At 41.6% G+C, this 14,785-nt stretch carries 11 protein-coding genes; 6 read left to right on the top strand and 5 right to left on the bottom strand.

Annotated features, from left to right (window positions below; all coding sequences use genetic code 11):
* Positions 1-18 precede the first annotated feature (18 nt).
* The 4 genes from JR005_RS03920 to JR005_RS03905 form a co-directional block, all read right to left on the bottom strand.
* On the bottom strand, positions 19-768 hold the full coding sequence (locus tag JR005_RS03920) for a hypothetical protein (protein WP_218665590.1): 750 nt from the start codon (positions 766-768) through the stop codon (positions 19-21).
* Positions 769-1,668, bottom strand: coding sequence for a DUF2167 domain-containing protein (locus JR005_RS03915; RefSeq protein ID WP_218665589.1), 900 nt, complete (start codon positions 1,666-1,668; stop codon positions 769-771).
* Positions 1,669-1,831: 163 nt separating this feature from the next.
* The gene (locus JR005_RS03910; RefSeq protein WP_004991809.1) at positions 1,832-2,722 is read right to left on the bottom strand and encodes an SDR family NAD(P)-dependent oxidoreductase; all 891 of its coding nucleotides are present in this window, start codon (positions 2,720-2,722) and stop codon (positions 1,832-1,834) included.
* Between the two features lie 282 nt (positions 2,723-3,004).
* Entirely contained in the window at positions 3,005-4,288 is a 1,284-nt protein-coding gene (locus JR005_RS03905) for an O-acetylhomoserine aminocarboxypropyltransferase/cysteine synthase family protein (protein ID WP_218665588.1), read from the bottom strand.
* Between the two features lie 305 nt (positions 4,289-4,593).
* Here JR005_RS03905 and JR005_RS03900 point away from each other — a divergent pair, with 305 nt between their 5' ends.
* Together JR005_RS03900 and ettA are read left to right on the top strand one after the other, a co-directional pair.
* Positions 4,594-6,315, top strand: coding sequence for a thiamine pyrophosphate-dependent enzyme (locus JR005_RS03900; RefSeq protein ID WP_004994416.1), 1,722 nt, complete (start codon positions 4,594-4,596; stop codon positions 6,313-6,315).
* 210 nt (positions 6,316-6,525) lie between these two features.
* Positions 6,526-8,187, top strand: a complete 1,662-nt coding sequence (ettA, locus tag JR005_RS03895; protein WP_004991802.1) for an energy-dependent translational throttle protein EttA — start codon at positions 6,526-6,528, stop codon at positions 8,185-8,187.
* Between the two features lie 66 nt (positions 8,188-8,253).
* On the opposite strand, the gene JR005_RS03890 is transcribed toward ettA, so the two are convergent.
* Positions 8,254-8,697: an SEL1-like repeat protein gene (locus JR005_RS03890; protein WP_004994409.1), complete on the bottom strand. Its 444-nt coding sequence runs from the start codon at positions 8,695-8,697 to the stop codon at positions 8,254-8,256.
* A 249-nt stretch (positions 8,698-8,946) separates the two neighbouring features.
* Between JR005_RS03890 and JR005_RS03885 the strand changes: the two genes are divergently transcribed.
* The 4 genes from JR005_RS03885 to JR005_RS03870 all read left to right on the top strand — a co-directional run.
* Positions 8,947-9,360: a cation efflux protein, CzcI-like gene (locus tag JR005_RS03885; RefSeq protein ID WP_218665587.1), complete on the top strand. Its 414-nt coding sequence runs from the start codon at positions 8,947-8,949 to the stop codon at positions 9,358-9,360.
* Positions 9,361-9,428: 68 nt separating this feature from the next.
* Positions 9,429-10,832, top strand: a complete 1,404-nt coding sequence (locus JR005_RS03880) for a TolC family protein (RefSeq protein ID WP_218665586.1) — start codon at positions 9,429-9,431, stop codon at positions 10,830-10,832.
* Positions 10,832-12,061, top strand: coding sequence for an efflux RND transporter periplasmic adaptor subunit (locus JR005_RS03875; protein WP_004991790.1), 1,230 nt, complete (start codon positions 10,832-10,834; stop codon positions 12,059-12,061). The genes JR005_RS03880 and JR005_RS03875 overlap by 1 nt, the downstream gene beginning before the upstream one ends.
* A partial coding sequence (locus JR005_RS03870) for an efflux RND transporter permease subunit (protein ID WP_218665585.1) occupies positions 12,051-14,785 on the top strand: 2,735 nt, incomplete at its 3' end. The genes JR005_RS03875 and JR005_RS03870, both read left to right, overlap by 11 nt.

The raw sequence follows: 14,785 nt of genomic DNA, 5'->3' as shown, positions 1-14,785 counted from the left end.
TCTCAAATGAGAGGTTTTTTATTCTTGTTTAGAAGATGTTAATAGTTGATTCAGTTCATATTCTTTCTCATGGAGTCGCGTTAGTTGTTCATTGGAAAGGTTATGATTTGTTTTTAATAAGGCGATATCTTTGATAATTTGGGTGATTAAAACTTCAAGTTGGGGTGGCTGTAAAAGTTTTTGCGCTAGCTTTAATCCTTCTGTTTGAATGGCATAATTTAAACTTATTTTTTTGACAAGGTTTAGAGCAAAAGGTGGGCAAAAAAGACTATCTAAAAACAGTAGCAATAGAGTTTTAGGACGAAGAGACAGTGTTTTGCGTTGCAAAAAAATCATTAAAATATTGATGAGATTAATGGCATAAATAACAATAATAATGAGCGCAATAAGAGTATGTGATGCTTTGCCAATAATTGATAAAGGCAGTGCGATAAGCGTCAAAATAGCGCCAATTGTATTTAAAAATTGAATCAATTTAAGTTGTTGAGCTAGGTTGTAAATTATCTCAATATCGGCTGGAACAATAGGTGCTGTCTTGTTCTGCGTTTGCCATTTGACTTTGAACAGTAAGGTTGATGGAAAGAATAGTGATGGAATAAATAAAAACTTTTTTCCAAATGAATAATTGAGAGAAACAGTTTGAACATAAAAAGAGGGTCGTAATCCTTTACTTACAAAGAATTCATTAAAATAACAAAGTTGAGCCGAGTCATATATATATAACCCGACTAAAGTGAATACAAACAGATAGTCAGTATCTAAAAACATTTAGGATTTATTGCGTTTAAACAAAGATGCAATCCAACTGCCTACTGCAACCACACCAACCGCTACAAATTTCCACGCGGCTGCAAAAAAAGCTGCAATTGCTGCCCACAAGCCTTTTTTGGTTGCAACGACAGCTGCTCCACCTGCAATCAGTGCTGCTAGACCATATTCTGCAACTTTATCTCCTGCTTTATATTCTGAATATTTTTCTCCAGCATTAAAGTCAAAACCAGTCAGAGTTTGCTTAAATTCTTGAATATTGTTGGTTAAATGTTCTTCATCGGAAATTAATGTCGCACTCATGACTCCAGTGCGTCCGAGTAGACGAATGGTATAGTTAATCGTGTCGTTGTTATTTTCATCGCGTACTTTAAGTGCCCATTCCAGTTGTTTGGTTTGTTCGTCATAATGAGGAGGGACAGACCAGCCCACTGTATAAAGTTTGGTCAGGCCTAAGCGTTGACGTTCTTCATTGGCAGGGGCATCAGATTCTTTGAGTTGCTTAAGTAACGCATCGGCATCGATTTTCTCATCATCTTTAACATAGCCTGATGGATCAAAATCAAAGGTTGCCCACCATGAATTATCTGCCGCGACTAAGATATTGGTGCTTCCTGTTGCTAAATTGTCTGTCAGCTCCAGAAATTTGTCTGAATTTGTCGTGTCCAAGAAACCTTCATCTTTTAAGGTCTTAATTGAGGCTACTTGCGCAATATTTTCTTTTTCAGGACCAATATGCCAATCAAGTTTTGACATCGGATTTTCTTGTTGAGCCGATGAGGAGGTAGTTTGTGTGTCTGCTGGTTCTGCTGCAAAATTAGGGGTTGCAATAAAATTCATACTCAAAAGAATGGCATAGCAAAGCGGTTTTAATGCCGAATTTTTTTTGGCTGTAGACATAATGTACTCACATTTTTTTAAATTTTTGATGAATTAATAATCTATTTAAATAAATTATGTGTGAATTTTAAACTAATTTTATCATTTGTTAAAATATATTTTATTTTGTTTTTATTTTGTAGAGTTGCCGCCATGACATGATCACAGCGGCATGATGTGAAACTTACCAATGCTCTCCAGGGAAAATTCGAGCATAGGTCTTTTGCATCCAGTTCAGTTTTTCCTGTTTTTTGCCCACTGCTGCATCTGAACTTGGGAACAGGTTAAATCCAATCGACATCAATAAGTTATTGACTTCAGGCACCAAAGAGTAAGTGACTGAGGCCAAACGACCTAAATTCGTCGCAATACGTTTAGGACGTTTTACAACGGCATAAGCGATGAGATCTGCGGCCTGATCTGGTGAAAGAGTAGGAACATAATTATAAATTTTGGTCGGTGCAATCATCGGCGTACGAACCAAAGGCATGTAAATCGAGGTAATCGAAATTTTATGCGAATGCACTTCGGCCGATAGACAACGGCTAAACGCATCCAGCGCAGCTTTAGATGCCACATAAGCCGAAAAACGAGTTGCGTTGGCCAATACACCAATCGAACTAATATTAATAATCTGACCACCTTTACGGTTAATCATATGAGGTAAAACATTTAAAACCAAACGTACTGCACCGAAATAATTGAGTTGCATGGTACGTTCAAAATCATGGAAACGGTCGATAGATTCATGCACAGCACGACGTATAGATCGCCCAGCATTGTTGATCAGAATATCGATATGCTCGACTTTCTGTATGATTTCTTTGGCAACACGATCAATGGCTTCCATGTCACTCAAATCACATGGAAAGATTGATGCTTTACCGCCTGCTTGAACAATCTCGGTCTGTACTTGTTGTAGTGTATCCTGAGTACGTGCGACTAATAGCACATGAGCACCTGCGGATGCCATTTTCTTTGCGACTGTTAAACCGATACCACTAGATGCACCAGTGATCAGAATAACTTTATTTTTGACATTCTCTTGGAAAAGAGTTTCAAGTTTTTTATTCACGCGTTTTTCCCTGAGCTTTGAGCTTAAATCCAAAAGCTTTACTTGTTTTTTTACCGCCTTAGACGTTTTGGTGAATGAATCTATTCAACCAAAGTCTAGGTAATTATTATTGGATTTAATTTTAAAAAAGTCTATAGTTAAGCCTATGAATTTACAAATGTTTTTAGAGTAATTGCTCTAATCTTAAACTGTACTTGGTTCACTTTTAACATAAAAAAATGCCCTTATATAATAAAAAAGTCCGCATTAAAGCGGACTTAGTGAGTACTTTTTACTATTTATTTAGACGCTTGCCAAAGCTTGATCCAGATCTGCAATTAAATCTTCAATATGTTCAATCCCAACAGATAAGCGAACCATGTCTTCACTTACCCCTGCGGCTTTAAGCTCTTCAGCATTTAACTGGCGGTGAGTGGTGGTCGCAGGGTGGCAGGCCAGACTTTTTGCATCGCCAATATTGACCAGACGGGTAAACAGTTGCAATGCATCAATAAAACGTGTGCCGCCTTCACGACCATCTTGAACCCCAAAGGAAAGTATCGCAGAGGGTTTACCTTTCACGTATTTTTGTGCCAGTGCATGCTGAGGATGATTTTTTAAACCCGCATAATTGACCCATTTGACTTTGGGATGTTGTTGTAAATATTCGGCAACTTTAAGTGCATTTTCAGTATGACGTTCCATGCGTAAAGACAAGGTTTCAAGTCCTTGTAAAATCAAAAACACGCTTAGTGGACTAATCGCAGCACCTGTATTACGCAGTGGGACCACGCGGGCACGAGCAATATAGGCGGCTGGGCCTAAGGCTTCGACATAATTCACGCCATGATAACTTGGATCGGGAGTATTCAACACTTTAAAACGTTCAGGATATTGTCCCCATGGAAACTTACCGCTGTCTACAATCACACCACCAATGCTATTGCCATGACCACCAATATATTTGGTGAGTGAATGCACAATAATATCTGCGCCAAAATCAAACGATTTCTGAAGTACAGGCGTGGCGACGGTATTATCCACGACTACAGGTACACCATATTCATGTGCAATCTTGGCAATCGCTTCCAGATCAATAACATTACCCAGTGGATTGCCAATCGATTCGACAAAGACCAGTTTGGTTTTATCATCAATTAATGCACGTAAACTTTCAGGTTGTTGGTAATCAAAAAAACGAACTTCAATGCCTTGTTTGGGTAGGGTGTGCGCAAATAAATTATAGGTTCCACCATACAAGGTCGATACGGACGCAATATTATCACCAGCTTCCGTAATGGTTTGAATAGCATAAGTAATCGCGGCCATACCCGAAGCCAAAGCCAATGCGCCAATACCCCCTTCAAGCGCCGCAATCCGCTGTTCCAGTACGGCGGTGGTCGGGTTCATAATCCGCGTGTAAATATTCCCCTGAACTTTTAGATCAAATAAATCTGCCCCATGTTGCGTGTTATCAAATGCATAAGAGGTGGTTTGGTAAATTGGAACAGCCACTGCTTTGGTGGTCGGTTCTGGGGAATAGCCTGCATGAATAGCAAGCGTTTCATCTTTATAGGTCTGTGTCATTTTATTTTCCAGTGATGCATAAAAATCAAGCAAGGTTGTGTTTTAACATATTCTTTATGATTAATTTATCTATTTTTTAGGAACAGTCATCTTTTTATTTCATAACAACTGGCTGTGTATGCGCTTCATTCATCCATACACATGTCCTCAATAAAACCTGTAAATGTCGGGGTTTTTATTTTAAGTTTCCGATTACATTGTGCCTAAATAAAAGTACAAAAACCTACTGGCGAGGACAAAACGGCAGGAACACTATAAAAAAAATTGGTTTAATTCATGATAAAAAAAGCTGGAGAAGTCAACTAATGAGTAAGCAAAAAGTATCTGATATTATTATCGAAGTGCTTGAGCAAGCTGGTGTACAGCGTTGTTATGGCATTGTGGGCGATACCTTGAATCATGTGACCGATTCGATGTCAAAAAGCAGTATTGAATGGATTCATGTTCGTCATGAGGAAGTGGGTGGATTTGCTGCGGGTACGGATGCTTTATTGAGTGGACATTTGACAGCTTGTGCGGGGTCTTGTGGGCCAGGTAGTTTGCACTTTATTAATGGTTTGTACGAGTCGCATCGCAATCGCGCCCCGGTCATTTTGATTGCCAGTCAAATTTCGACTGAAATGGCGGGATTTATTGATTTTCCTCAATATGTTGATTTTAAATCGGTATACGAAAAAAACTCGGTATTTTGTGAAGAAATTACCCAAGCTTCACAAGCTCGGCATATTATGAGTATGGCATGTCAGGCTGCGATCAATAAGCGTGGTGTTGCAGTAGTAATTGTCCCCGCCAATATCAGTGAAGCTTCGGCTGAAGCAGGTTTGCCTTTTGTGCCGCGCCATGCTGAACCTGATATTTTGCCAAATCAAGCTGAACTTCAGCAAATGGTTGAGTTAATTTCACAGCATCAAAAAATCGGGATTTATGCAGGTGCAGGCTGTGAAGGCGCTCATGATCAGCTAGTCGCGTTCGCTGAAAAATTAAAAGCGCCGATTGCACACACTTCACGTGCCAAAGACTTTGTCGAATATGATAATCCTTACAATATGGGCATGACCGGGATTTTTGGCAATAAAGCGGGTTATCACACTTTAATGGATTGTGATTTATTGATCCTGCTGGGTGCCGATTTTGCTTGGGCACAATATTATCCAAGCCATGCCAAGATTTTACAAATCGATATTGATCCAACGCATTTAGGACGACGCCATCCGATAACGCTAGGTGCGGTCGGTAAAATTTCATCTACTTTGAATGCTTTGTTACCGTTGTTGCAAACGCGACAGGATCGAGCTTTTCTGGATCATTGTCTAGAACTTAAACACCAAAGCGATGAAATTCGACATAAAGAAGAGCGAGTGGGTAAAGAGGGTCTGATCCATCCACAATATTTGGTGTCTTTGCTCAATCGTTATGCCGATGATGATGCGATTTTCTTTGGTGATGGGGGTTCCCCAATGGTATGGGTATTACGTCATGTGGATGTCAATGGCAAACGCCGTACATTTACCAGTTTATTACATGGCACCATGGCCAATGCCATGCCTCAGGCACTGGGCGCACAAAAAGCGTTTCCACAACGTCAGATCATCGCACTCTGTGGCGATGGCGGTTTAGCCATGTTATTGGGTGATTTACTCACCACTATTCAGGAAAAATTGCCGATCAAAATCGTGGTGTTTAACAATAGCTCACTAAATTTTGTCGAGCTCGAACAAAAAGTGGAAGGTTTGCTCGATCATTATACCGATCTGCTCAATCCAGACTTTGGCAAGCTGGCGAGTGTCATCGGTCTGCATGGACAAACTGTGACCCACGGGGATGGTTTGGAGCAGGCAGTGGAAAATTTCTTAAAACATGATGGCCCCGCCTTACTGGATGTACATACCAATCCGATGGAATTGGTGATGCCACCCGATCCAAATTTGAATCAGGTCTCTTCAACCTCTCTCTATGCCATTAAGGCGTTGATGTCTGGTCGCGTCGATGATGTCAAAAATTTATTGGTCAATAATTTTGTCAAATAAAGGCTGAGTAGAAACAGTCTCGCGATTCATTAAAAATGCATGATTTTTGAGTCATGCATTTTTATATCAGGAAACAACTTCGTCGACATTTCTCAGTCATAAAGTCGGATTAAACTCAATCACGCCTTATTTTTTTGCCGTATTCAGCATATAATAACTGCTATTTTTCGCTCACTGCGATGTATTGGTTTTTCTATTGAGGAGTCCTAAGTGGCCCAATATATTTATACGATGAACCGAGTATCTAAGATGGTGCCGCCGAAACGCGAAATCCTCAAGGATATCTCATTATCATTTTTTCCGGGTGCTAAAATTGGTGTGCTCGGCTTAAACGGTGCAGGTAAATCGACTTTGCTCCGTATTATGGCGGGCGTGGACAAAGATTTCTCAGGTGAAGCTCGTGCACAGCCGGGTATTAAAATTGGCTATCTTGAGCAAGAGCCACCACTCGATCCAAATAAAGACGTGCGTGGCAACGTAGAAGATGGCGTACGTGAAGCGCTAGATGCTTTAGAGCGTTTAGATCAGGTCTTTGCAGAATATGCAGATCCCGATGCAGACTTTGACAAACTGGCCAAAGAACAAGAAAAACTGGAAGCGATTATCCAGACTTGGGATGCACACAATCTCAATAACCAACTGGAAATTGCAGCGAATGCTTTGAATCTTCCAGCATGGGATGCCGACGTTTCTTTGCTTTCTGGTGGTGAGCGCCGTCGTGTAGCATTGTGTCGTTTGCTTTTGTCTAAGCCAGATATGTTGCTTCTCGACGAACCAACTAACCATTTGGATGCCGAATCTGTCTCTTGGTTAGAACGTTTCTTGAAAGATTTCCCTGGCACCATCGTGGCGATTACGCATGACCGTTATTTCCTAGATAACGTGGCCGAGTGGATTCTGGAGCTTGACCGTGGACATGGTATTCCTTATCAAGGCAACTATTCTTCTTGGCTGGAACAAAAGAATGCCCGTTTAGAGCAGGAACAAAAACAAGAAGAATCTTTTGCCAAGGCATTGAAGAAAGAACTTGAATGGGTTCGTTCAAATGCCAAGGGTCAGCAAAAGAAAAACAAAGCACGTATGGAACGCTTTGAAGAGTTGAACTCGAAAGAATTCCAGCAACGTAATGAAACCTCTGAAATCTACATTCCACCTGGCCCACGTTTGGGTAACAAAGTGGTGGAAGTGGAAGGGATCAGTAAGTCATTTGATGGTCGTTTACTGTACGAAAATCTGACCTTTACTGTGCCACCGACTGCGATTGTGGGGATTGTGGGGCCAAACGGTGCGGGTAAAACCACACTATTTCGTATGATGACGGGTGAACAGCAACCTGATACAGGTACGGTAACACTGGGTGACTCGGTGAAAGTGGCCTATGTGGGTCAGATTCGTGACACTTTGGATAATGACAAAACCGTTTGGGAAGAAGTTTCTGGCGGTTTGGATATCTTAAAAATCGGTGATTACGAAATTGCCTCACGTGCTTATATCGGTCGCTTTAACTTTAAAGGGCAGGATCAGCAAAAACGTGTAGGTGAATTGTCGGGTGGTGAGCGTAACCGTTTACAACTGGCCAAAATCCTACAGATGGGTGCTAACGTGATCTTGCTGGATGAGCCATCGAACGATTTGGATATCGAAACTTTACGTGCGCTTGAGGATGCTATTTTGGTATTCCCGGGTACAGTGATGGTGGTCTCGCATGACCGTTGGTTCCTTGACCGTATTGCGACCCATATTTTGTCATTCGAAAATGAACAACCTGAATTTTATACAGGTAACTACGCTGAATACGAAGCTTATCGCCAATCGCGTTTAGGCGACGATGCGGTACAAAAGCGTAGTAAATATCGAAAAATTACAGGTTAATTGCCTATCAATAAAAAACCAGCTTTCGAGCTGGTTTTTTTTGCTTAAAGTTTTTTTTGAAAAGAACTAAGAAAAGGCAAGTTGGCTATAAGCATCGTACAAGCAGCGTTTGGCATCAGGATGACCATCTTTGGCGGCACGTTTCAGCCATGTTTCAGCTTTACGATAATCGCGATCCAGACCCAGTTGACCATTTAAATAACCAAGCCCCATTTTATACTCAGCTTCTGGATGACCACGTAAAGCAGATCGTAAAAAACACCAGATGGCATTGCGTTCATTGAGATAAGCAAAGCTGGTTGCATGAGCTGAAACATGATCGTGGACACGACGATAAATCTGATGACGCATGTACTGCTGATACTGGTCGTTTAGTGCCAATTGTTCAAAATAGAGACCCTGTTGATATTCTTGCTCTGCATCAGTATCTAAAAGTAAAAATACATCATTTTTAGAGTCTTGTGCTTGAAACAACAGTGTCCATACTGTTTTTAGATAATCAAACTTCATAATACGCTCCTTGTTGCTCATCAATTAAGCTAACACTTTCAATATAATCCAGTTTTTTAATGAATGCATAAATTTCGTGTAACAAGCAATGAGTTTGTTGGTCAACTTTTAAAAAGTATTACACTTCACATAAATAGCGTTCAAAGTGACGTGGTTTGGTTATAAAACATTAAGTATTTTGGTGAAATGTAATTCTATTACACCGACTGCTATTGTTATATTAGGGCGCATTTCGAGTTTATGGTGCTTATGAAGCGTTCGTTATTGATGGCAATTTTGCTGAGTTTGTTCATGTTTCAGAGTTTATGGAACGTGGCAGCGGCTTTTTGCGCGCATGAAACGGCTTCGGGTTCTGAATATAATGCGATTCCATATCATTTTGGGCATCATCTTGATATCAGTGTCGGGCAGGTATCTGACCATCATCAGCTAAAAACAGAAACTGCGAATTTCAAAACCACCACACACCCTACTGCGATCTGGATGGATCATCATGATCATTTACCTAGCTGTCTGCATATCGTAGTGGCTGAAACTGAACAAAATGCACTGGAACCCTCCAGAACGGGTCACCTAACTCGCTCAGTCTACGATTGGGCGAATTCCTATCAGTCGCCGCATCTTATTGGATTAAATCCACCTCCTGTTTTAACCCCGCTATAGGTGGGGTAGCCGAAAAATAACCCACCTTTTCAATGATCAAAACAAGATTAAAGCGAAAGGGTTATTTTATGTATGTACATATCATTCAACAGGCAAGACGTGCGATATTAGCCAAAAAAGTAATGTCGATTGTCGTATTCACAGCATTATTGCCATATTCAGCCATCACTATGGCTGACACTGAGATAACTCAGCACAAAAACATTTCTGCACTCGAACAATCTTCCATGAGTTTTGCTCAGGTACTCGAAAAAGTACGGCAATATCAATCGAAACTAGGTGTCTGGAAAGTGCAACAGAGCATCGCTGATGCACATATTCAACAAAGTCATCTTTGGGAAAATCCCATTTTTTCTATTCAGCAAACGGGTTTTAAGTCGGATCAGGATCGTGAACTGGAATTTGGTATTTCACAAAAATTAGATGTGTTTGGTGAGCGTAAAGCGGCGACTCAACTCGCGCAGGTTCAGCGTCAGCAAGTTGATTTAAATCAAAGCTTGTATGAAGCACAACTTGAACTGGTGGTGAAGTATCTATGGTCACAAGTTGCTGTGTTTGAAATGGAAAATCAAATTGCACAACAGCAACTGGCCAATAGTCAGGATATTTTAGACGCTACACGACTACGTTATCGGGCGGGAAGTATTGCCCAACTTGATCAGGATCGTACACTGATGGCGCATATTGAAAATCAGCGTGCTGCTCAAGAAGTCGAACTCAATCTGAATATTGCCAGAAAACGTTTGGCCAATTTATGGGGAGAAACGGCCTATCCTGATCATTTAGGTTTCAATCGTGCAAACGCATGGCCTAGTCAAAGCAAGGCAGATGTCGCAGCACATTTACAGCAGAATTTACTGCAACGTTCGATTCAACTCCAGTTACAGCAGCAACGTTCCAATGTGAATTATCTCAAGGCAAAACGCCGTCCAAATCCCACGTTGAATGTCGGCATGGTGACGAATAAAAGTGCGGAGACGAATAATAGTGAACAACAGTTTCGAGTTGGACTGGACATTCCGCTGAATATTTTTGATCGACAGCAGTATTCATTACAAATTGCACAGACACAGCAAGATTTTCTAGCGCAGCAACAAGGTTTTTATACCCAGCAAAACCTGAATAGCATTGAAACTTTACAGAGTGAACTGGCTGGATTAAAGCAGCAATATGACTTGATGAATGATCAGCAAATTCCTTTGTCTGAAGATGTGCAACGCAAAATGTTGATCGGTTTTAAAGTGGGGAAATATGCAATTACCGATGTACAACAAGCCACTGCACAGTTGCAGGAACAGCGCTTAAAAAAGGTTCAACTTCTTAAAAGTGCATGGCAAAAAGCCATAGAAACCGAAAGCTTGGCACTGGGTGTTGCGCCTGAGCAAGTCATGTCCAGCGATGCACTGAATCAAATCAATCAAACACTTTGGCAAAACACGCGTAATTTTAATGCCATTTCAGGAGCTGAATAATGTCAACTAAAAATATTCAAAAACAATGGCTCTGGGCAGGGTTGGTCATCGGCATTTGCGTTTTATTGAGTGCATGGATTGTGTTTAAGGATTCATCGAGCAAAACAGATTCACACGATGAAGGCGAACACAGCAAAGCAGAATCCACACATGCTGATGAGGCAGGCGAAGCGGAGCATTCTGAAGAGAGTCAAAAACTCACGTTAACCTCGCAGCAGATGCTAGAGTTTGGTGTGAAGCTGGCACAGGTTGAGCAGGGGCAGGTTTCTCAATCTTTGGAATATCCTGCCAAACTGGTTGCCAATACCGATCAGCAAGCGCATGTTGCTTCAACTTTTACGGGACGCGTAGAAAGTGTCAATGCCATGTTGGGGCAGCAGGTGAAAAAAGGGCAAGTTTTGGCGACTGTATTTATTCCAGAACTGGTCGATCAACAAGCAAATTTGAGTATTGCTCAGGAAGCATTGACCTTGGCACAGCAGGATTACCAACGTGAAAAGCAGTTGTTTGATCAAGGGATTTCGGCACGTCAGGATTATCAAAAAGCCTATAACACCTATCGTCAGGCGCAAATTCAGGTACAGGCCGCACGTAGTCGCCTTTCAGCTTTGGGTGCAAATGCAGGAAGTCAGGGACGTTATGCTTTAAAAGCGCCTTTAAGTGGTGTGATCAGTCAAAAAGATATCGTGGTAGGGGAATACATTACTTCAGATAAACAATTGTTTGTGATCGATCAACTTGATCAACTGTGGCTGGAATTTATCATGCCAAGTGAAAAGAGTATCAGCATACAACCTCATCAACAGATTCATTTTAAGTCATTACAAACTCAGAATCGCTTTAAGGCGCAGGTTCAGACTTTAAGTGCTGAAGCAGATAGCCAGACGGGACGTTTGCAAGTCCGTGCCAAAGTACTCACACCTGCACAGGAATTACGTCCAAATTTGATGGTGAATGTTTTATTAGAGGCGAAGGACAGTCAGCCTGTACTTCGAGTGACTCGCAACGCTCTTCAGCAAATCGATGGTAAGTCGGTGGTGTTTGTTGCAAAAAATGAAAAAAATAGTGTTCATTTTCAGCCCGTAGCGGTTGAGGTCGGTAATTATTCAAGTGATGGTCAATGGATCGAGATCAAATCTGGTCTAAGCAATCAACAGCAATATGTCAGTCAAGGCAGTTTCCTTTTGAAATCAGAAATGGAAAAAGGAGAGGCTGAACATGGACACTAAACCAGAAATTGCTTTGCCATCTGCACAAAGTTTATTTGACCGTATCATTCAGTTTTCTATTCGCAATGCCATTTGGGTGATGTTATTTACCCTGACATGGATCGCGGTAGGACTCTATAGCTATCAAAAATTATCTATTGATGCTGTTCCTGATATTACCAATGTACAGGTACAAATTAACTCTCAGGCCAATGGTTTTACTGCGGCTGAAGTCGAGCAACGCATTACCTACCCAATTGAAAATGCGATGTCAGGGATGCCAAATCTTGAGCAAACCCGTTCTATTTCACGTTATGGTTTATCTCAGGTGACCATTATTTTTAAAGAGGGTACGGACATTTATTGGGCAAGACAGCTGATTAATCAGCGCTTACAAGAAGCTCAAAGTGCTTTACCTGACGATATTGATCCGCAAATGTCACCGATTTCAACTGGATTAGGCGAGATTTACCAATGGGTCATTAAGGCAGAACCGAATGCCAAAAAAGCAGACGGCAGTGCTTATACGGCGATGGATTTACGTGAAATTCAGGATTGGATCGTGCGTCCTCAATTACAGCGTGTGGCAGGTGTGGCTGAGGTCAATAGTATCGGTGGCTACAATAAAACTTATATTGTTTCACCAGATCTAAAGCGGTTACAGCAATTACAGATTCCAGTCACAGATCTACAAACGGCTTTAACTGAAAATAATGAAAATCGTGGTGCAGGATTTTTGGAACAAAATGGTCAGCAGTTGACTGTTCGCGTCCCTGGCACATTAGATACGATTCAGGACATCGAAAATGTAATGCTGAGTCAAAAAAATGGTCTGCCGATTCGGGTTGCAGATGTTGCAACTGTCTTGATTGGACATGATCTCAGAACTGGAGGTGCGACCTATAACGGTGAAGAGACAGTACTCGGTATTGCCATGATGATGATGGGCGAGAACAGTAAAACCGTTGCTCAAGCGCTTGATCGTAAGATGCAGGAAGTAAAGCGTTCTTTACCCACAGGCGTTGTGGTCGAAACAGTGTATAACCGCAGTTCACTGGTGGATAAAGCCATCAAAACGGTGGCCAAAAATCTGATTGAAGGTGCAATTCTAGTCATCGTCATCCTATTTATCTTTCTGGGGAATTTTAGAGCAGCTCTAATTACGGCTTGTATTATTCCTCTATCGATGTTGTTTACCATTACAGGCATGGCGGAGCAGAATATCAGTGCCAATTTGATGAGTTTAGGCGCGCTGGATTTTGGCATTATTGTCGATGGTGCAGTGGTGATTGTGGAGAACTGCATTCGACGTTTGGCTGAAGCTCAACACGCCAAAGGTCGTCTACTCACCCGCCAAGAACGTTTTACAGAAGTTTTTCTGGCGGCTCAACAAGCACGACGACCACTGATTTTTGGTCAATTGATCATCATGGTGGTGTATTTACCTATTTTTGCACTTTCTGGTGTGGAAGCCAAAATGTTTCACCCAATGGCAATGGCAGTAGTCTTAGCATTGGTGGGTGCGATGATTTTATCCGTCACTTTTGTGCCTGCCGCTGTGGCGTTATGGGTTACTGGTGAAGTCAAAGAAAAAGAAAGCCGCTGGATGTTTGCGCTAAAAAACAAGTATGCCGATGTGTTGAATTGGGCGTATCAGTTTAAATATGTTGTTGCGACTTTGGCAGTGGGTATTTTAATCATGAGTGCTGCTATTTTTACTCGAGTAGGGAGTGAGTTTGCCCCTCAATTGAGTGAAGGGGATTTTGCCTTACAACTCATGCGGGCGCCGAGTACGGGGATTGAAGAATCTTTAAAAATACAGGAACAGGTTGAGAAACAATTACTTCAGGATTTTCCTGAGGTGAAAGCGATATTTGCCAGAACAGGAACAGCTGAAGTTGCAACCGATGTCATGCCACCGAATATTTCTGATGCGATTGTATTACTAAAACCGCATGAACAATGGCCTAATCCGAAAGAAAGCATTGATGGGTTGCGTGGTCGGATGCAGGCATATGTTGAACATATTCCAGGTAATAACAGTGAGTTCTCCCAGCCGATTGAACTGCGTTTTAATGAATTGATTTCAGGTATACGTAGCGATATTGGAGTAAAAATTTTTGGCGATGATTTACAAGTCTTAAATCAGGAAGCTGAAAAAATTGCGCAAAAACTGAGAAGAATTGAGGGTGCAACTGAGGTTAAGGTCGAGCAAACCGATGGCTTACCTTTGTTGAATGTCGACATTGATCATGCTTTAGCTGCGCAATATGGTCTGTCTGTCAGGTCTATTCAGGATCTTGTCGCGGCAAGTATTGGTGGACAGGCAGTTGGGCAGATATTACAGGGTGACCGACGTTTTGATTTTGTCATTCGTTTAAATGATGAAATGCGTACCCCTCAGCAATTGGCGCAATTACCGATTCAACTTCCCAATGGCGGCTTGATCCAATTACAAGATATTGCAAAAGTCGAAAATATTTTGGGGTTGGCACAGGTGAGCCGTGAAAATGGGAAACGTCGCGTGGTGGTGACGGCCAATGTACGTGATCGTGATTTAGGCTCTTTTGTCAAAGAAATGCAGACAGAACTGGCGCAGCAAAAACTGCCAAGTGGATACTGGTTAGGCTTTGGTGGACAGTTTGAAAATCTAGCTTCTGCTAAAGCGCGAATGCAAATCGTGGTGCCTTTGGCTTTAATCATGATCTTTGTGCTGTTAATGGCTGTGTTTCATAATTTTAAAGA

This window comes from Acinetobacter sp. Colony158 (genome assembly GCF_019264745.1).
Classification (GTDB): domain Bacteria; phylum Pseudomonadota; class Gammaproteobacteria; order Pseudomonadales; family Moraxellaceae; genus Acinetobacter; species Acinetobacter ursingii.
The sequence above is the reverse complement of the archived record's forward strand: the minus strand, read 5'-3'. Positions and strand labels throughout refer to the sequence as shown.

What these genes read in the sequence shown, in the direction of transcription:
- JR005_RS03890 (WP_004994409.1), bottom strand. Translation starts at nt 8,697, where the DNA reads ATGAAGTTTGATTATCTAAAAACAGTATGGACACTGTTGTTTCAAGCA.
- JR005_RS03915 (WP_218665589.1), bottom strand. Translation starts at nt 1,668, where the DNA reads ATGTCTACAGCCAAAAAAAATTCGGCATTAAAACCGCTTTGCTATGCC.
- JR005_RS03880 (WP_218665586.1), top strand. Translation starts at nt 9,429, where the DNA reads ATGTATGTACATATCATTCAACAGGCAAGACGTGCGATATTAGCCAAA.
- JR005_RS03905 (WP_218665588.1), bottom strand. Translation starts at nt 4,288, where the DNA reads ATGACACAGACCTATAAAGATGAAACGCTTGCTATTCATGCAGGCTAT.
- JR005_RS03920 (WP_218665590.1), bottom strand. Translation starts at nt 768, where the DNA reads ATGTTTTTAGATACTGACTATCTGTTTGTATTCACTTTAGTCGGGTTA.
- JR005_RS03875 (WP_004991790.1), top strand. Translation starts at nt 10,832, where the DNA reads ATGTCAACTAAAAATATTCAAAAACAATGGCTCTGGGCAGGGTTGGTC.
- JR005_RS03900 (WP_004994416.1), top strand. Translation starts at nt 4,594, where the DNA reads ATGAGTAAGCAAAAAGTATCTGATATTATTATCGAAGTGCTTGAGCAA.
- JR005_RS03885 (WP_218665587.1), top strand. Translation starts at nt 8,947, where the DNA reads ATGAAGCGTTCGTTATTGATGGCAATTTTGCTGAGTTTGTTCATGTTT.